Origin of the sequence: Halomonas halocynthiae DSM 14573 (assembly GCF_000425725.1) — a bacterium.
GTDB lineage: Bacteria > Pseudomonadota > Gammaproteobacteria > Pseudomonadales > Halomonadaceae > Halomonas > Halomonas halocynthiae.
Map to the genome: position 1 here is coordinate 615,956 of NZ_KE384439.1, position 19,072 is coordinate 635,027.

The following is a 19,072-nucleotide window of genomic DNA, read 5'->3' on the forward strand; positions in this document are numbered from 1 at the left end:
CAGCAACTTTTCAAGCAACTTTTCAAGCAACTACTGTTGAAGTAACAACTGGGCTGGCTTAAATAGCCAGCCCTTCCACCACGAATTAATTACGCTGCTGGCCTGGAAAGGGAATGAATTCTTCATCATCCCCCGGCGGCAATGTAAATCGCCCATGCTCGAAGTCACCTTCCATCCACGCCTGCTTAGCAGCCGCTAGCTTTTCTCGGGAAGACGCCACAAAGTTCCAGGAGATATAGCGCGGGCCATTGAGCGTTTCGCCGCCGAGCAGCATTAACCGAGCTCCGCTTTCGCCCGCGGTTACGGTGATGGGATCACCCGGACGGAACACCATCATTCGTCCCGCATCGAAGATATCCCCTGCAATGCTAACGCTACCCGACGTTACATAGAGTCCACGATCTTCGTGGCCATCGGGCAAAGGAAGCTTAGCGCCGGGCTGGAGCACTGCATCCGCATAGAACATCTCCGAAAAGGTCTGTACAGGCGCCTGCTCACCCCATGCCGTACCAAGAATCAAGCGAACCTCTTTACCCTCACCGTTAAGCAGCGGCAATGTCTCCTGCCCATGGTGCGCAAAGCTGGCGGGGTTATCTTCGTATGCTTCAGGCAGAGCCACCCACGTCTGAATACCAAAAAGGGAGTGCTTATTTTGGCGTGTAGCGGGGCTAGTACGCTCGGAATGGGTCACGCCATTACCCGCAACCATCCAATTAACCGCCCCAGGATGAATCATCTGGTTAGTTCCCAGACTGTCACGATGCTGGAACTCTCCCTGGTACAAGTAAGTGATCGTAGCAAGTCCAATATGGGGATGAGGACGAACATCGATACCATCCTCTCTAAGAAATTCAGCGGGCCCCACCTGATCGAAAAAAATAAACGGGCCCACCATCTGACGCCTGGGTGCGGGAAGCGCACGCCGTACTTCAAAGCCACCCAGGTCGTGTGCACGAGGCACGATCAGTGTTTCAACATCGTGTAGGTTACCTGCGGAAGGACATTTGGGCTCAATATCGGGCATCCAGCTCATAGGAGTTTCTCCATAAATAATGGACAACGGAGCAATGGCATCATCGATAGTTGCTGTTTCACAAAGCGATTTATTTTACAAAGCTACCGTCTAGCCAATCACTTACTTTAGCAAATAGCTCAAACGTATTAAAAACACCGAAAACTCACTCATTTTTGGTCAAAATACAGCGTATTTACTTGTCAGAAAACCTTATCAGAGCTTTTTGTCAACATGCTGTCGCTATTCATTACGTTGCGATAGTCGGGGATATGGTTAGAGAATAATGAGTTTACGGCGTGTAGTGGCCATGGGCGCTCTCCTTGCTGAAGCACACTTATTGAAATAGCCCCCGTGACACATTTGTGAACTTTGCGCGATACACTCTTTATCACCCCGTGACTCACCTGTGACGCTGAGCATCTAGGATAGGATTTGAACCTGCCAGTTCGGCAGGCTTACTCTTGGGGAGACACCTCTATGAACAAGCTGACTACAGTCACTGCTATCTGCTTATTTAGCCTAATGGCAACGGCTAGCCACGCCGATGACATGATGTCCGAAGAAGGCATGATGGAAGACGACATGTCTCAGTCTATGGAGAGTGAGTCAATGGAGCATGAGTCAATGGAAAAAAGTGACATGGCGATGGATGATATGTCCGACGCGATGGACGGTTCTATGGACGGAGATATGCATGATGACAGCATGTCTGACGATGGCATGGAAATGGAGAAAGACATGGAAATGCAAGACGAGGACATGTAAGACGAGGACATACAAGCTTCTGCCACACGATTAATCTGAGCACTCAAAAGCTGGGATACCTATGACACGAAACGTACTGATTATTGAGGACAACCCGGGTATCGGTGAGCTCGTCCGCATGCATGTGGCCGAGCTTGGCATGAACCCCGTTCTTTGTGAACGGGGTGATACCGGGCTTGAACGTTTTCGTGAAGGCGGTATCGATCTAGTGATTCTCGACCTGATGCTTCCCGGCTTGGATGGGCTGTCGATTTGCCGCGAAATCCGCTCCGGCCCAGGTTACGTTCCGGTACTGATGCTAACCGCTAAAAGCACTGAGCTGGACCGGGTTCTAGGCCTAGAAATGGGAGCGGATGATTACCTCACCAAGCCTTTCAGTGTGGCTGAACTATCGGCAAGGGTGAAAGCCTTGTTCCGACGCGTAGATGCCATGGCATCTGCCACCGTCACGCAACCCAGCCAGCAAGAATTAATCACCGACGGGCTGCGCATTGATCCGCTGCGTCGGCGGGTGTTTATAAAAGATCAGCCTGTCGAACTCACCGCCCGAGAATTTGACCTGCTATGGCACTTTGCCAGCCACCCAGGTCGGGTATTCAGCCGTATCCAACTGCTCGACACGGTGTGGGGCTACAGCCACGAAGGTTACGAGCATACCGTCAATACCCATATCAACCGCTTACGGGGCAAGATCGAAGCAGACCCCGCTAACCCGGTGTTTATCCAAACCGTTTGGGGGGTGGGCTATCGCTTCCGCGAATAAGTTATGCTGAAAACACTCTATACTCGGCTAGCCTTAGGCTTGTTTCTGTTATTGCTCGTCGTCGGCCTGCTATATACCTTCATCAACCTCTATTCGCTGCGTGAATACAACGCTTCGGTCAATCAGGCGTTACACCAGAATCTGGCCAAAAATCTCGTGTCAGACAGAAACCTGGTCAGCAACGGGCAACTCGATAGTAGCGCCTTGGAAGAACTGTTCGCACTCTACATGGCCATTAATCCCAGTATCGAGATCTACCTGTTAGGGCTGGATGGCACCATTCTGTCTTATTCAGCAGATCCAGCGAAGATTAAACGCAAGCAAGTCTCGATGGCCCCCATACAGAGGCTGATGGATGACACGAGCCTTTATCCGATACTCGGCGATGACCCCAGAAGTCACGATCGGCAGAAAGTCTTTTCCGTTACCCCAGTGCCAACAGCAGACAACCCCGAAGGATATCTCTATGTGGTATTACGGGGTGAAGAGTACGACACGGCGGAAACCATGGCCCGTGGTGGCAAACTACTGGAAATGAGCGCCTGGGCGTTGCTAGTCAGCCTAACCGTGGCGATGCTCGCAGGGCTGACGATTTTCCGCCTACTGACTCGCCGCCTGAGATCATTAACACGCCGAGTAGAAGCGTTCGAAAACAGCGACATGAGCCAGCCCCAACTCGACAACAAATGGCACGACAAACAGCCCGTGGTGCGTGACGAGATCGACTATCTGGACGCTACCTTCGACGACATGGCTCGCCGAATTGCCACCCAGATCGAACAACTGACAGAAAAAGATGCCCAGCGCCGTCGTTTGATCGCCCAGGTATCCCACGACCTACGCACCCCGCTAGCCTCCATGCAAGGCTATATCGAAAGCCTGAAATTAAGGCGTGATCGTCTCAGTCCCCAAGAACAAGATCGCTTTCTCGATATTGCCCTCAAAGAAGGCCGTCGCTTAAGCCGATTAGTGGATGAGCTCTTCGAGCTTGCCGCACTTGAGGCAAGAGAGAAACAGCCAGTGCCAGAACCCTTCCCGCTAGCGGAGCTGGTTCATGACGTGGTGCAGAAGCACAACCAAACTGCACGCGACAACCACTTGGCACTAACGTTAAGTGGCAACCCAGCATTACCAACCGCGTACGCCGACCTAGCGATGACCGAACGTGTGCTGGACAACTTAATCAGCAACGCCATTGCCTACAGCCCCGCTGGCGGCCAAATCGACGTTGTGCTTAGTCAAACGAATGGAGAACCACAGGTTTGCATACAAGACAGCGGCCCAGGCATTGCAGAACAGGATCTGCCGCATATCTTTGACCCGTTTTATCGTGGCGAAACCTCTAGTGGCGCTGGCCATGCTGGGCTGGGGCTGGCTATTGCGCGCAGAATCATGACGCTTCAGAGCGGTGATATCGGTGTCGAAAACCTAGCCAGTGGCGGGGCATCGTTCTGCATACGGTTACCCACCGCCCCCTCGCCCGCCAACGTTATAAATACGTAATAACCTAGAGAGTTGGTTGTGATAACTCTCATGCAAACTGGTTGTAGTAGTCATCCCCTTTCCCCATAGCGAGTGGAGACACCACATGCTTATAAAGATCGCCAAACCGAGTGATTTACACGAATCCGATGTAACACCGGAATCTATTTACCTCTCCCGGCGGCGCTTTATGGGCGGTATGGCGGGCTTATGCGCGGGGCTTGCCCTCTCCGGCCACGTCCGCGCCAACGAAGATTATTCTGATGTGCCGGAAGGCGATGCTCCTGCCTGGCTAAGGGAAAAAATCAGCGACACCCAATGGCGAGCCATCACCCCCAGCGACCCTGACAACGATAAAATCGCCCCTTTTGACGATGCCAGCGGCTACAACAACTTTTTTGAGTTTGGCACCGATAAACGCGACCCCGCCCGCCATGCAGGCAGCCTGGAAACCCAGCCCTGGAGCGTGGTAGTTGATGGTGAAGTGAATAACGGTGGGCGCTTTACCCTAGAAGACTTCGCTAAGCCTGCGCAGTTTGAAGAGCGCATTTACCGCCTGCGTTGCGTAGAGGCGTGGTCGATGGTGATTCCCTGGCTTGGCATCCCCCTTGCGGAAGTGATTCGGCGTGCCGACCCCACCAGCAACGCCAAGTACGTGCGCTTTGAGACCCTGGTGGACCCAGAGCAAATGCCTGGCCAGCGCTCCTCGTTCTCGATAATCGACTGGCCTTACGTGGAAGGTTTACGCCTAGACGAGGCCATGAACCCACTAACACTGCTCGCCATGGGCATGTATGGCCGTGAACTGCCCAACCAAAATGGCGCACCCTTGCGGCTGGTGGTGCCCTGGAAATATGGCTTCAAAAGCATTAAATCGATTGTGCGTATCTCACTGGTGGAAGAGCAGCCGGTCAATTCCTGGCAACGAATCGCCGCCGATGAGTATGGCTTCTACGCCAACGTTAACCCACAAGTTGACCACCCACGCTGGAGCCAAGCCACCGAGCGGCGGCTTCCCAACAGCCTGTTCAACTCTAATACCATTGATACCCAGATGTTTAACGGCTATGCCGACGAGGTCGCCGAGTTATATGCCGGCATGGATTTAAGGAAGCACTACTAATGGCTGCGCCACGGGTATGGTTACTGTGGCGGCTAAGCGTTTTCCTAGCAGCTCTCGCGCCGCTGGTGTTCTGGGGCTGGCAGGTAGCGATTAACGCCGCAGGCCCCGAACCAGGCAATTACCTGCTGCTGAACATTGGCATTGGCGGGCTATGGATGCTGCTGCTCACGCTAAGCCTTACGCCACTCACCAAGCTCACCCGTTGGAAAGGCTTTGCATTGATCCGCCGTCAGCTTGGCCTATGGACACTCGCCTACGCCACCCTGCATATGCTCAGCTACGCACTGTTTATTCTAGGGCTTAACTGGGCACTGTTGGGTAGCGAGCTGGTCAAACGGCCCTACATCATTGTTGGCATGATCGCACTGATCGGCCTTGCCGTATTAGGGGCGACCTCTAACAAATGGTCGATGCGCCGTTTAGGTAAACGCTGGAAGCCGTTACACAAATTTGCCTACATCATTTTAGGGCTGGTACTGCTGCACTTCTTTTGGGTAGTGCGCGCCGACATGCAAGAGTGGGCCATGTATGCCGCCATTGCTGCACTAGTCATGGCAACCCGCCTACCGCCCGTCGCTCGCACACTGCCAAGACTACGCCATTTATGGCGTTGTTAGCGGAGCAACGGCCCAATCGTTATTTGACCGCGCACGTCACTCAGTCAGCCGCCCCGAGTGCCCACCAGCTGTTTGAGCACACGCGATTCCAGCACAAAAAGAACTGAACCGCCCTGGCTTTACCGAAGACTCCATATCCTGAAAGGATGGAGTCATGGAGTCATGAACTCACCAAAACGATATTCTCCAGAAGTCTGGGAGCGAGCTGTTCGATTAGCCTTTGAGCAGCAAGGCGAATACCCGTCCAAGTGGGCAGCGACCTGTTCCATTCCCAGCAAGTTCGGCTGTACACCAGAGACCTTGAGAGCCTGGTGAAAACACATAGAAGTCACGCAGGAAAGCAGCTCGGTTAACCTGTCTGAACGTAAACGACCCAAGCAGCTAGAGCATGAAAACGCCGAACTGAAGCGCGCCAATGAAATTCTCCGTAAAGCAGACGTCGCCGTGACTGGCCTTGTTATGCATTTACCATTGAACCAACACCTCTTGAACTTTCAGTGTCTGCGAGTCAAATCCAACCGCCCAAAACACTTTGATATCACTTTTGCTGTATTTTACCTTCCACAACGTAAACTTAGACTCATTTCTCGGCAGGCAATCTATAAACTCGATGCTTTCCAACGCACCCATGTCATTCTCTATATCCCGACACATATCCAGATACATGTCTTCAGTGATCTTCCCATCGTCATTCGGGTCTTTAGGCGGTGCCGACATTTCCTGGAGTTCCCGATAGCTCCTTCCGTCATGTAGGCTGATTAGTCGCTCAGCCAGTTCAGCTTCTCGATCAGTGATCACGTAACTTATCCTCCTTGATTGCCTAACGCCAAAATCACGCGCTTGTCGCGTGCACTGCCTTGTTAGCGCCGGTGAAAATGACGGACGCAGGCTTATGAGTCTTGGGGTGAATAGGCTCACGCATCTCCAATAATCTAAACCCATTGCCTGCAAACAGGGCCACCCAGCTTTCGAGCGTTCTGAAGTACCAAGGGGCCGGGTCAATAAAGTCTGAGCCAAATCCAGCCCAAGAGCCCTCCCGCCAACCGTCGATGTAAGGTTGGTCGCTCGCGACCACCGGGTGAGGTGTTTGAACAATAAGAACCCCGTCCGTTTTTAGCATTGCCGGTAGAGCCTTAAACAACGCCTCTACCGAGTCCTTTCCAAGGAGCGAGAAATTACAAACAACGACGTCGAACGACCCTTCAACTGCACCTCCTGCGATATCTTCGTAAGATGCGACCAGAAAATCTCCGCCGCCGGCGCTTTCGGCCTTCTCAATAAGATCCGGCACTACATCGACCCCCACTAAATGCGGTACTCGTAACGAAAGTTCACGGATGAGCCACCCCTCTCCGCACCCAATATCGAGAACCGATTGCGGAGAACGACTCAACACAGCCTCGACGATCGCTTTGTTCGTTATCAGCTTGCGGCTTTCGATGTGACCACCTCGCACAGCCGCAGACCACTGAGATGCATTCTTCTCCCAGGAATCGACAATCTTGTCATCACTGTAAGGGTTCATAAAGCAATCCGTTTCAAGCCGCTAACGCTTGGCTTTGCGGCGCACCAGAGCGCCAGCGTAGGTGCGTCCGACAACAGCCACTTGTTAGCCTTGCTCTATAGTTTCATACGTAGGTGCGCCAACCGTATCAACCGAATGCCCTGATACCTTCGCGCCGTGCATCCACATCATTTCTAATTCAGTTGCTACCTCTTCGAAGCGCTCAGCACTTTCTATTGATGAATATGACATGATAGTTTTCTTATCTCGGGGAAATGGCACTAACCTTTCAGGGTGACTCTCTGGCACGACGTGAACCTCTGAAACCTTTTGGGGCTTTGCGTGGGCTAGAGCGTTTCGGAAACGTTTCATGTTGTTCAGTGTTTGCCATGGCTCCACTGAGAAATCTACTTCAATATTAAGAAACTCAGATATCATCGCGATTTTTCCGATGAACGAAGTAGATTCAAAATGAGTCCAATGCGGGAATAGTTGCCCTCCGTAAATATTGCATAGCGCCTCTACGCGGAAGACAGAAAAAGCCATTGATGGAATTATCCACCTAAAGCGGTGGCCATCTTCTTCAGCCTTAGCCTGTTTAAGCTGATTTAATGCGATTGAACCTAAATACCCATGTTCATAGATATTTCTTTCAACCTTAACTTTCTTAGTATTACTTTTATCAGTCACTTAAATTTCCCGATACTGACGGAGGCTAACGCCGCGCTTTGCGGCAAACATGAAGCGCAGCGGAATGTTTGTCCGACAACAGCGCTTTGTTAGGCGATTTCAACTTTAAGATCCGAAACAGGTATTCCAATAGTTTCCAGAGGCATGCCTTGAATGTGAGAGACCACTACCTCTACCTCAAGAGTTCGCTCAAGAAACTCGTTAAAATAATTGGCATACCATGCAAGCTTGGAACGAATATTCGGATCTTCTGGAGCCTCGCTTAGTAGATGCTCAATAGTAGCTTTCTCGTTCAGCAATATCTCATGTGCATTTGCTCCACACATGTTCTGCGCTACTTTGTTTGTGGCCAAGCATAGGCTATCAAAGTACGCGACCGCGTCATCTTTGTCCCGAATGATCTCTTTTCTGATTAGGCTGGCAGCTGAATCACTACTACGCTCAGAAATAAATTCTTCAAATTTCTCATCTATGGCTATTCGAGGTTGCTTCGCCACCTTGCTTTCAAGATTATAGGCATTATTCATCGCCGGCCCAAATACTATTTGTTCTGTGTGAACTAAATTTCCACAAGTAATACCACCCCGGAGTAACAGATTAAACGAGCTAGTATTAACCAATAGCTTGATTAGAAAATATCTGAAGTTGATCAAGCCGTCTGAGTCAGCAGGACAGGAAAACACGATCGAATCTGAAAACGTTGTGATCCTAACCCGTTTAGGTTGCGCTTCTCGTTTCATTGACTCGTAGAAACTATCCAGCTCAGCTTTACGTTCAGCCGAAAGGTAAGCGTAATTTGAATGCGCAAAGAATTCCTCGGGAGAACCGTAGATATCGTTTACATTGTTTATCTTATCTAAGACACCTGAAATTAAGTTGAACTTTTCTGAGTCATGTTCGCTATCAAAGACAAGCTGACCGAACCCTAATATATCAATGAACCCAATGATCCTTCTTTCGTACGACACGTTATGAACCACCTTTCTTTACTGACGCCTAACGCCCCACTCACCGGAATTTTAGGAGCAAAGCGAGTAAAATTTCCGCGTGCAGTGGCTTGTTATATCACCATGCCTCGGGATTCTCACACCTTGGACATACATAGGAATATGTATCTTCCCATGAAGTCATTTCACCATTAGGCCATGGTGTACCACAAATATCACAATCCACTTCAATGTCCTCTGAATCCTCATTTTCACAACCCTCTAGCGTACATCTATAGCCCGTAGATGAATCATCATTCGGTATCATGGTGTCATTCCCGCAACTCGGGCACGTATAGACGTTCCACTCAATAAACGTCTGATGTTTTTGCCTAACTCCAGCAAATAGCAGGTGCTTTTGCTCTGAGACCGAAATGTTTGCTTCCGAAAGGGCGTGTTCGTATTCATCCGCTAGTACTTTGAAGGTATGAATGCGGTCTTCACCCACTTCTTCATCCAAATCGAAAAGGGAAAATATATCTGTAAACTCCGCTAAACCTCTAACTAATCTGCCGACACAGAGTCGGACTTCTTTAGCAGTAAATTCGAATTCAAAATGCTCAATCGAATTTCTTAGACCCTTCATCCAATTAATGTCGTCTATGAAATCCTGATCTACAAAATGATTGCCCGTTACTCTGCATACTTCACACTTAGCAATTGACAAGGCTTGTTCGACCGTAACCGTATGGGGAGATGCATAACCCTGTATTAATTTTCCAAAATCGTAGCCTTCACTTTCAAGGGCATTGAATGATGACAAAAGGTCTGTTTCATCCGTTTTGGAGCGCTTCAAAACTTCTTTATAGCACTTAGTAAAAACTAAATTATCATCTAGTGATTGCAAGTACATCTTGAGCACTAACTCTATACTATGAGCCAAGTGTGTTATGGAAAATTTAAACGCCTTTAAATCACCACCTTGTCCTTGTTCATATTTGGTAAGGGCTTCATTAAAACTATCAATTGCATTAGCTTTAATATCGAATTTGAACTTCACGCGCCACTCCATTTCCTAAGGTGATATAACAGTGATTGGACTGCGCGTCCTGATATTGGATGAACAACCTTGCGCGTTCAATAATATTATCCGACGCGCGTCATTTCCTCCAGCTCATTGATTTTTAAAGCACCTAAATATAGTTTGGCCACCTATCCAGAATTCGCGCGCTTGCGCGTTTTGCCGGAATCAATAATACTGTATAGATATACAAAAAAGAAGCTGTCGTATGGATACGCAGACTAAGCCACCAAAGCTTATAGATTGTGTCAAGGCTGCCATGCGGGTGACGCGCTACAGCCCGCGTACCAAGAAAACTTACTGCTTGGATACGCGGCTTCATTCGCTTTCATGGTGCGCCACCCAGCCAGCATGGGTGCTTCCGAGACGCGTGTTTTTCTGGAGCACCTTACGGTAGAGTGACAGGTGGCGGCTGCCACTCAGCACCAGGCGCTGAATGCTATCGTCTTCCCCTATCGTCTTTCCCTATCGTCTTCCTTTATCGCCAGGTTCTTGAGCAGCCCTTGGGGGAGATCGGTGAGTTCTTACGCACCAAGCGCCCACAACGCTTTCCTGTCGTTTTTCCTTATGAGTTTTGCCTCATAAACAAGTGAGCTTACCCAGAAATAGTGGCCACTGCTTTACGCGATCACTCTGTCAGCGAATAATTCCCTCGCTACGTAATCTGGCAATATCCTCTTCGCTCACCCCCATGCTTGCCAATACACGATCACTGTCTTGCCCTAACGTTGGCGGTGCAACCGTGCTGGTGGCACTAACGCCGTCAAAGCGCAGCGGGTTCGCTACTTGAGGAATTTCTCTGGTGCCATTTTTCAAGGTGCAGTGCATTTGGCGATGCTGCGCCTGCGGATTAGCAAACGCTTCACTAACACCATTAATCGGCCCTGCCGGGATACCCCGCGCTTCAAACTCCGCCAGCCATTCATCACGATCACGGGTCTTAAGCACCGAGTTGATATGGCTCACCAAACTATCACGATTACCGACCCGAGCCGCATTCGTAATAAAGGCGGGGTCTTCAGCCCACTCTGGATGCCCAAGTAATGCCGCTAACCGTGAAAACTGCGCGTCGTTTCCTACGGTCAGAACCAGATAACCGTCTGCACAGGCAAAGGCTTCATAAGGCACGATGTTAGGATGAGCATTGCCCAGCCGCTGTGGGTTTTCGCCAGACACTAACGCATTCAGCGCCTGGTTCGCCAATGTCGCTAACTGAACATCCATCAACGCCACATCAACGTGGCGCCCCTGGCCAGTCTGAGCTCGCTCATGCAGCGCTCCCAATACACCAACCGTTGCATATAGCCCAGTCATAACATCGGTGATCGCCACGCCTGTTTTCATCGGCATACCATCAGGCTCACCGGTGAGGCTCATCAGCCCGCCCAATGCCTGAACCATAAAGTCGTAGCCTGGGCGGTGCGACCAGGGCCCATCCTGGCCGAAGCCGGTAATCGAACACACCACCAGCGCAGGGTTCTCTGCACGCAGAGTCTCAGCGTCCAGCCCATAACGTGCCAGCCCGCCCACCTTGAAGTTTTCAAGCATGATATCGGCGCCAGCGGCCAAGCGTTGAATCAATTGTTGCCCTTCCGGTGTCGCTATATCCACACCAAGCGATTGCTTGCCACGATTAGCACACAGGTAGTAAGCCGCCAAGCGATCAGGATCACTAGACGCCACAGCGTCATCTTCACCTTCACCGAGCCAAGGGGGGCCCCAGCTGCGAGTGTCATCACCGCGCTCTGGGTGCTCAATCTTAATTACCCGCGCGCCAAGGTCAGCCAGTAACTGACCCGACCAAGGGCCAGCCAATACGCGTGACATGTCGAGCACCACAATGCCTTCTAGCGGGCCTTTCATCCACAGTCTCCTTGCCTTCGATGGTTGCGCGGTACCTGTTTATGGCCTAATAGCACAGAGCAAGGTGTATATACCTTGCTCCAGCTCTTGCATACACCTCACCGCCAAGCCAGGTCGCCTGATGGCTTACGCTTAAACGCTCATGGGCAGCTAAAAGCCTGAATCCCCGTCTGGGCACGGCCCAGAATCAGCGCATGTACGTCATGTGTGCCTTCGTAGGTATTTACGGCCTCAAGATTCATAACATGACGAATAACATGATATTCATCAGCAATACCGTTACCGCCATGCATATCGCGCGCAACGCGAGCAATATCCAGCGCCTTGCCACAGTTATTACGCTTGATCAGAGAAATCGCTTCCGGCACTAACTGACCAGCATCAATCATGCGACCTACGCGCAAAGTGGCCTGCAGTCCTAACGCAATTTCCGTTTGCATATCGGCCAGCTTTTTCTGAATCAGCTGATTGGCGGCCAAAGGGCGACCAAACTGCTTACGATCCAGCGTATAGTCACGAGCAGCATGCCAGCAGGCTTCAGCAGCGCCCATGGAACCCCACGCAATACCGTAACGCGCTCGGTTCAGGCACGAGAAAGGCCCCTTCAGGCCGGTGACTTCAGGCAAACGTTGCTCGTCAGAAACCTCAACATCCTGCATGGCAATCTGGCCGGTAATAGACGCACGCAAACTGAACTTACCTTCGATCTTAGGCGCGCTTAACCCGTTCATGCCCTTTTCAAGGATAAAGCCGCGGATGACGCCTTCATCATCTTTGGCCCAGATAACAAATACATCTGCTATTGGAGAGTTAGTAATCCATGTTTTCGTGCCGTTGATGCGCCAGCCGCTATCAGTGCGGGTGGCTCGTGTGCTCATTCCACCGGGATCAGAACCATGGTCAGGCTCGGTCAGGCCGAAGGCGCCCACCCACTCACCCGTCGCCAGCTTTGGTAGGTACTTATCTTTCTGGGCCTCACTACCAAACGCATGTATGGGGTACATCACCAGGCTAGACTGAACACTCATGGCGCTGCGATAACCAGAATCGACCCGTTCAACCTCACGGGCAATCAACCCATAGCTGACATAATTCATACCGGCGCAGCCATAGCCATCAATAGTGGCTCCTAGCAGGCCAAGTTCGCCCATTTCATTCATGATCTCACGATCAAAATGCTCATGGCGGTTCGCTTCAAGCACACGAGGCATCAATTGCTCTTGGCAATAATCGTGAGCTGTCTGGTAAACCATGCGCTCATCTTCATCGAGCTGGTCGATCAGGCGGAAAGGGTCTTCCCAGGTAACGGGGGTAATCTGGCTCATCGTCAGTTGTCTCCATGGCATTAATTTCTACATTCTTATCGAATGTAGACTAAATAAAGGTGATGTACCAGCCTTATTCATCAAAAAAACACGCCCAGACAACGATGTCGGAGCGTGTTTTTTTTACTTTTCTCGCACAGGCTTTCCGGCACGATTTCTCTAGCACTGGCTCTCAGTGGCAAGCACCACGGGCAAGCACCACGGGCAAACATTACGCGTTATTCACTGGCCTGTGTTGCTCGGTACAGTCGTTGAATACTGGAAAAATCCAGTTTCCCAGCGCCTTGAGCACTATGCAGAGCAAACAGGTTGCGCGCCTCAGATCCCATAGGGATGGCTGATTTTGAGTCCAGCGCCAACTCCCAGGCCAGCCCTAGGTCTTTGGCCATCAAGTCCGTCAGGAACCCGCCTTGATAATCTCGTGAGGCAGCCGAGTCTTCCATAACCCCTGGCCAGGGGTTGTAAACATTCAGCGCCCAGTTCCCACCACTACTCTGCTTCATGATTTCAGACAGCACAGCGGGGTCCATACCGTTGTTTACGCCAAGCGCCAATGCCTCTGCCGTACCGCTCATCAAAATACCCAGCAGCATGTTGTTGCAGATCTTAGCCACCTGCCCAGCGCCATTTTCACCAGCATGAAAGATATTTTTACCCATCACTTCAAGCACTGGCCTGGCCTGCTCAAATGCAGCAGCATCACCGCCCACAATAAAGCTCAGCGTCCCCGCCTTGGCACCGCCAATACCGCCAGATACCGGCGCATCCAGGTAGCTAAGTCCACGCTCGCTAGCAGCAGCACCTACCGTTCTGGCGTCTTCAGGGGAAATTGTCGAGGCATCGATAATCAACGGTTTATGACTCAGGGTCTCCAGCAATCCCGGCTGATTGCCATCGCCAAGGTAAAGCCCTCGAACATGAGCACCCGCCGGCAACATCGACACGATGACATCAGCGTTTTCAGCAGCCTGCGCCGCGCAAGTCGCGCGTGTTGCGCCTTGCTGCTCCAATGTCGCTAACGCGTCTTCCACCAAATCAAACACCATCAGCTCATGGCCTGCTGCGCTCAGGTTAATAGCCATTGGTGCGCCCATGTTGCCAAGCCCGATAAAGGCAATCTTCATTCGTCTGCTCCTCGTATTGTCGTTGTCAGATACGTCATCAGGCCGGTTGACCAAGGTCAGCCAGTGGATTTTTTCCTTGCGCCCAAGGAGGTGTCAGCAGTGCTTGAATATCGGCCTCTGGCACACTGGCCACAGTGCTATGTTGCCAATTTGGTGACATGTCTTTTTCAATCAATAGAGCACGCACACCTTCGGCAACGTCGCCTAACTTGCAACACTGCACCGAAAGCACCAGCTCGTCACGAAAGGCATCAGCAAGGCTGGAGTGGCGAAGACGTTCCAACATGCGCCACACCAGATGCGCGGTCATCGGGCACCCCTTGGCTAGTCGCTTACGGTTCGCCGCTAGCCACTCGTCATCACATGTATCTGCCAGTATTCTAGCCACTGCCGCCGCTGGGTCATCGCGCCCAACCAGCGCCTGAATATGGTCAAGGTGCGGCCAAACCTGAGCAGCCGGTGCCTCTGCACGGTTTTCAAAGCGATCCAGAACAGCCTGAACCGCCGCTCGCCTGCTGGATGAGCTACGGTCACCGTAATCTGCCTCGCTCAGAGCGGCGATCAGCGCATCGCGTGAGTCGCGGGGCACAAAGCGATCGGCCATGCCCAGGTCTAATGCATCACGTCCATTAAGCTGCGCGCCCGTTAAGCCAAGATAAGCACCAACACCCTCGGGCATTTTATGCAGGAACCAGCTCGCTCCCACATCGGGGTACAGGCCAATCGTGATTTCTGGCATAGCAATACGCGTGGTCTCGGTCACAATGCGCTGATAACCACCTGCCAAAAGCCCTAGCCCGCCGCCCATCACAATGCCGTCACCCCACACCAGTAACGGCTTGGGAAAGGTATGTAGTCGATAGTCGAGGCGATATTCCGCCGTAAAATACGCTTCAGCAAAGGTTCCGTCATACCCAGCGCTAGCCGCACCACCTTCGTTGTTCAGCGATCGGTACAGCGCCACCACATCACCACCCGCGCAAAATGCTTTGTCACCCGAGCCTTCTAACCACACCGCAACGACACGGTCATCTGTCGCCCAGTTTTCAAGCGTTGCTTCAAGATGCTGAATCATGTCCAACGACAGTGCATTCAGGGTACGCGGTGAGTTAAGGCAAGCTCTGCCAATTAACGCGCCGCCGCCAACGGGTATTTCGTCGAAACTGACCACAGGGTCTGACATTGATGCTTCTCCAGTCCTGAAATAAATGGATAAAACTACTGTAGCGACTCAATGACACCATCAGCCAGTAAGCGACGAGCCACAATTAAGCGCATGATTTCGTTGGTTCCTTCAAGAATTTGGTGTACCCGCGTATCACGCACCAAGCGCTCAAGCGGGTACTCTTGAATGTAGCCATAGCCGCCGTGCAACTGCAGTGCTTCATTACAGACCTTGAACCCCACATCCGTGGCAAAACGCTTGGCCATGGCACAATACGCACTGGCTTCGGGGTCGCCATTATCAAGCCGCCAAGCCGCATGGCGCACCATCAGGCGCGCTGCTACCAGCTCACTGGCCATATCAGCAATCTTAAACTGCAGCGCCTGAAAAGCAGAAAGCTCACGGCCAAACTGCTTGCGTTCGCCCATGTAGTTACGCGCCAGGGTTAGCGCTTGCTGAGCAGCACCCAGTGAACAGCTGGCAATATTCAAGCGCCCCCCGTCGAGCCCTTTCATCGCGAACTTAAAGCCTTCTCCTTCTTCACCCAGCCGGTGAGTTACCGGCACTCTGACACTATCAAAGCTGATCAACGCCGTGGGCTGGCTTTTCCACCCCATTTTGTCTTCATTCTTGCCGTACTCAATTCCTTTAGCATCTGCCGGCACGACAAAAGCAGACACCCCTCCGGCGCCACTATCTGGTGCGCCAGTGCGTGCCATCACGACTAATACCTGCGTGGCACCCGCCCCCGAAATAAACATCTTGCTGCCTGAAATAACGTACTCGTCGCCTTCGCGTACCGCACGGGTGCGTAAGTTAGCCGCATCAGAGCCGGAACCCGGCTCCGTCAGGCAATAAGAACCTAGCGCCTCGCCTGCAATCATATCGGGTACCAGCTGCTCGCGAAGTGTGTCGCTGCCCCAACTGGCTACCATCCAAGTCACCATGTTGTGAATAGTCAGATACGCCGTCGTAGAAATACAGCCTTGCGACAACTGCTCAAAAATCAGCGAGGCATCCAAGCGTGACAACCCGAGCCCTCCTCGCTCTTCCGGCGTATAGATACCCAGAAAGCCCGCTTCACCAGCACGCTTTATGACATCTATTGGAAAATGCGACTGCGCATCCCAGTCCGCAGCATGTTCGGCAAGCTCGGCTTGGGAAAAGTCTCGAGCAGCATCTGCCAGCGCACGCTGGTCATCGGTCAGCGAAAAATCCATGGACACCTCGGGTTATTTAGCATTGTCGTCACATCATGCCCACAGCGGTTGTATTGTGGGAATGACGCTTACTTAGCACGTATCTGTTTTATGCCATATCACGGCATGACCCAACAAGCACTTTACGTTAACGTAAACCTCGTCTAGTGTTTCAGCAAGATGGTAAGCTCACACTGCCACCAATTTATAGGGAGTCCTACCATGAGCAAGGCATCATCCGAAACAGGACGAAAAGATAACGCCGTCCCGCTGCGCGATAAGCAGCGTACCTGGAGTATCGGTGAGCTGGCGCGCATGTTTGAAGTGACTCCTCGCACTATCCGTTTCTATGAACAGGAAGGCCTCATTGCACCACAACGCATTGGCCAAAAGCGCATCTATCACACCCGTGACCGTGTGCGCCTGAAACTGACATTACGCGGCAAGCGCTTGGGCTTTTCGCTGGCTGAAATTCGCGAAGTCATCACGATGTATGACGCCATGCCCGGCGGTAATGCACGACAACTACAACGTTTGCTGGAAATACTGGCAGAGCGACGCGAAGAACTCGACCGTCAGTTAGAAGACATCCATTTGATGCGCATGGAAATTGATAACGTCGACCAGCGGGCCAGAGAAGCACTCCGCAAACTGGACCAGACAAACTAAGGTGTACTCCGCCCGCGCTCATCTACAACAAGGACAGAAAAACGATGCCACGCCAGACCGCAGTTCCTAGCTACGTCAGCGGAACCAGTGATACACCGCTCAAAGGCCAGACGATTGGCGACTGTTTTGATGATACCGTTGCACGCTTCCCCGAGCGCGATGCCCTGATCAGTCGTCAGCAGTCATTGCGTTATACCTGGCAGCAACTGCAAGCAGAAGTGAACAACGCCGCCCGAGCACTGCTGGCCATTGGCGTTACCAAGGGGGATCGAGTGGGCATTTGGTCGCCCAATTGTGCTGAGTGGGCTATCACGCAATTTGCCACCGCCAAGATCGGCGCTGTCTTGGTCAACATTAATCCTAGCTACCGCAGCCACGAGCTAGAATACGCACTGCGCCAGTCAGGCACGTCAACGCTAATTTTGCAGGGCGTATTCAAGTCATCCGACTATGTCGCTACCCTGGCAGAGCTGGCACCGGAAATAAACCAGCCTGTAGCGGCTATTGACGCGTCAACCATCGGAGCACTACACAGCACACGCCTGCCCGAGTTGAAACGTGTTATCTGTTTGGATAAAAACCATTGCCGCCCAGGCATTCTCAGCTGGCAGCAAATGCTTAGTCATTCTGATCAAGTCACCCAGCAGGCTCTGAGCGAGTTACAGGCAACGCTTCAGTTTGACGAGCCCATCAACATTCAGTACACCTCTGGCACCACCGGCGCACCCAAAGGTGCCACCCTATCGCACCACAACATTCTTAATAACGGCTTTTTCGTGGCGCGCACACTCGGGCTATCTGAAATTGACCGGATGGTCATCCCCGTCCCGCTGTATCACTGCTTTGGCATGGTAATGGGCAACTTGGGCTGCATGACCCACGGCGCTACCATGATTTATCCAAGCGACGGATTTGACCCACTCGTCACACTGCAAACCGTTGCCGAAGAAAAAGCCACCGCCCTGTACGGCGTACCTACCATGTTCATTGCTGAACTGGAGCATCCCGAGTTCGCTAGTTTTGACCTCTCAACGCTGCGTACTGGCATTATGGCAGGCTCTATCTGCCCTATCGAAATCATGCGCCAAGTCATCGACAAGATGAATATGCAAGATGTCACCATTTGCTACGGTATGACCGAAACCAGTCCGGTCAGCTTCCAGACCAAAACCAATGCGCCGCTGGAAAAGCGCGTCACCACCGTAGGTACAATTCACCCGCACTTGGAAGTTAAGCTGGTCAGCCCAGACACCGGCGCCGTGGTACCAAGAGGTGGAACCGGCGAACTCTGCACCCGTGGCTACAGTGTAATGCTGGGCTACTGGAACAACGAAGAGGCTACCGATAAATCCATCGATGCGGCGGGCTGGATGCACACTGGCGATCTGGCTACGATGGATGATGAAGGTTATGTGGCCATCGTTGGCCGCATCAAAGACCTGATCATTCGCGGTGGTGAAAATATCTACCCGCGTGAAATTGAAGACTTTCTCTACACCCACCCCGCCATTTCCGATGTTCAGGTAATCGGCGTACCCGACGAGAAGTACGGCGAAGAAGTCATGGCCTGGGTCAAACTCGCTGGCGGGCAGCAACTGAGTGAAGAAGAGCTCATCGCTTTTTGCAAAAAAAGCATTGCCCACTTCAAAGTGCCTCGCTACGTAAAATTCGTGGATGAATTCCCAATGACCGTTACCGGCAAGATCCAGAAATTCAAAATGCGCGAAGAAGCTACCCACGAGCTGGGGTTGTGATCAACCG

At 51.9% G+C, this 19,072-nt stretch carries 18 protein-coding genes; 7 read left to right on the forward strand and 11 right to left on the reverse strand.

Annotated elements, in window-relative coordinates; translation table 11 throughout:
* Positions 1-85: 85 nt before the first annotated feature.
* Complete coding sequence (locus H616_RS0108475) at positions 86-1,033, reverse strand: pirin family protein (protein WP_027966984.1); 948 nt, start codon at positions 1,031-1,033, stop codon at positions 86-88.
* Positions 1,034-1,492: 459 nt separating this feature from the next.
* Here H616_RS0108475 and H616_RS0108480 point away from each other — a divergent pair, with 459 nt between their 5' ends.
* From H616_RS0108480 to msrQ, 5 genes are all read left to right on the forward strand, one after another.
* Positions 1,493-1,780 carry a hypothetical protein gene (locus tag H616_RS0108480; protein WP_027966985.1) on the forward strand — a complete coding sequence of 96 codons (288 nt, stop codon included), beginning with the start codon at positions 1,493-1,495 and terminating at the stop codon, positions 1,778-1,780.
* A 61-nt stretch (positions 1,781-1,841) separates the two neighbouring features.
* The gene (locus tag H616_RS0108485) at positions 1,842-2,543 is read left to right on the forward strand and encodes a response regulator transcription factor (RefSeq protein WP_027966986.1); all 702 of its coding nucleotides are present in this window, start codon (positions 1,842-1,844) and stop codon (positions 2,541-2,543) included.
* A gap of 3 nt (positions 2,544-2,546) precedes the next feature.
* Positions 2,547-4,046, forward strand: a complete 1,500-nt coding sequence (locus H616_RS0108490; protein WP_027966987.1) for a sensor histidine kinase — start codon at positions 2,547-2,549, stop codon at positions 4,044-4,046.
* An 85-nt stretch (positions 4,047-4,131) separates the two neighbouring features.
* On the forward strand, positions 4,132-5,148 hold the full coding sequence (msrP, locus tag H616_RS0108495) for a protein-methionine-sulfoxide reductase catalytic subunit MsrP (protein WP_027966988.1): 1,017 nt from the start codon (positions 4,132-4,134) through the stop codon (positions 5,146-5,148).
* The gene (msrQ, locus tag H616_RS0108500; RefSeq protein ID WP_027966989.1) at positions 5,148-5,765 is read left to right on the forward strand and encodes a protein-methionine-sulfoxide reductase heme-binding subunit MsrQ; all 618 of its coding nucleotides are present in this window, start codon (positions 5,148-5,150) and stop codon (positions 5,763-5,765) included. Before msrP ends, msrQ begins: the two co-directional genes overlap by 1 nt.
* Positions 5,766-6,230: 465 nt before the next feature.
* On the opposite strand, the gene H616_RS0108510 is transcribed toward msrQ, so the two are convergent.
* From H616_RS0108510 to H616_RS0108555, 10 genes are all read right to left on the reverse strand, one after another.
* Positions 6,231-6,563: a hypothetical protein gene (locus tag H616_RS0108510; RefSeq protein ID WP_027966990.1), complete on the reverse strand. Its 333-nt coding sequence runs from the start codon at positions 6,561-6,563 to the stop codon at positions 6,231-6,233.
* A 34-nt stretch (positions 6,564-6,597) separates the two neighbouring features.
* Complete coding sequence (locus tag H616_RS0108515; protein ID WP_027966991.1) at positions 6,598-7,290, reverse strand: methyltransferase domain-containing protein; 693 nt, start codon at positions 7,288-7,290, stop codon at positions 6,598-6,600.
* An 84-nt stretch (positions 7,291-7,374) separates the two neighbouring features.
* The gene (locus tag H616_RS14535) at positions 7,375-7,959 is read right to left on the reverse strand and encodes a hypothetical protein (RefSeq protein WP_051234110.1); all 585 of its coding nucleotides are present in this window, start codon (positions 7,957-7,959) and stop codon (positions 7,375-7,377) included.
* 89 nt (positions 7,960-8,048) lie between these two features.
* Entirely contained in the window at positions 8,049-8,927 is an 879-nt protein-coding gene (locus H616_RS0108525; protein WP_027966992.1) for a hypothetical protein, read from the reverse strand.
* Between the two features lie 97 nt (positions 8,928-9,024).
* Entirely contained in the window at positions 9,025-9,945 is a 921-nt protein-coding gene (locus H616_RS0108530) for a hypothetical protein (RefSeq protein ID WP_027966993.1), read from the reverse strand.
* A 657-nt stretch (positions 9,946-10,602) separates the two neighbouring features.
* Complete coding sequence (locus H616_RS0108535) at positions 10,603-11,829, reverse strand: CaiB/BaiF CoA transferase family protein (protein ID WP_027966994.1); 1,227 nt, start codon at positions 11,827-11,829, stop codon at positions 10,603-10,605.
* 140 nt (positions 11,830-11,969) lie between these two features.
* The gene (locus H616_RS0108540) at positions 11,970-13,154 is read right to left on the reverse strand and encodes an acyl-CoA dehydrogenase (RefSeq protein WP_027966995.1); all 1,185 of its coding nucleotides are present in this window, start codon (positions 13,152-13,154) and stop codon (positions 11,970-11,972) included.
* A 218-nt stretch (positions 13,155-13,372) separates the two neighbouring features.
* The gene (mmsB, locus tag H616_RS0108545) at positions 13,373-14,278 is read right to left on the reverse strand and encodes a 3-hydroxyisobutyrate dehydrogenase (RefSeq protein ID WP_027966996.1); all 906 of its coding nucleotides are present in this window, start codon (positions 14,276-14,278) and stop codon (positions 13,373-13,375) included.
* 37 nt (positions 14,279-14,315) lie between these two features.
* Entirely contained in the window at positions 14,316-15,461 is a 1,146-nt protein-coding gene (locus H616_RS0108550; RefSeq protein WP_027966997.1) for an enoyl-CoA hydratase/isomerase family protein, read from the reverse strand.
* A gap of 35 nt (positions 15,462-15,496) precedes the next feature.
* Positions 15,497-16,663, reverse strand: a complete 1,167-nt coding sequence (locus H616_RS0108555) for an acyl-CoA dehydrogenase family protein (RefSeq protein ID WP_027966998.1) — start codon at positions 16,661-16,663, stop codon at positions 15,497-15,499.
* A 201-nt stretch (positions 16,664-16,864) separates the two neighbouring features.
* Between H616_RS0108555 and H616_RS0108560 the strand changes: the two genes are divergently transcribed.
* Positions 16,865-17,311, forward strand: a complete 447-nt coding sequence (locus H616_RS0108560) for a MerR family transcriptional regulator (protein WP_027966999.1) — start codon at positions 16,865-16,867, stop codon at positions 17,309-17,311.
* A gap of 44 nt (positions 17,312-17,355) precedes the next feature.
* On the forward strand, positions 17,356-19,065 hold the full coding sequence (locus H616_RS0108565) for an AMP-binding protein (protein WP_027967000.1): 1,710 nt from the start codon (positions 17,356-17,358) through the stop codon (positions 19,063-19,065).
* Positions 19,066-19,072 lie beyond the last annotated feature (7 nt).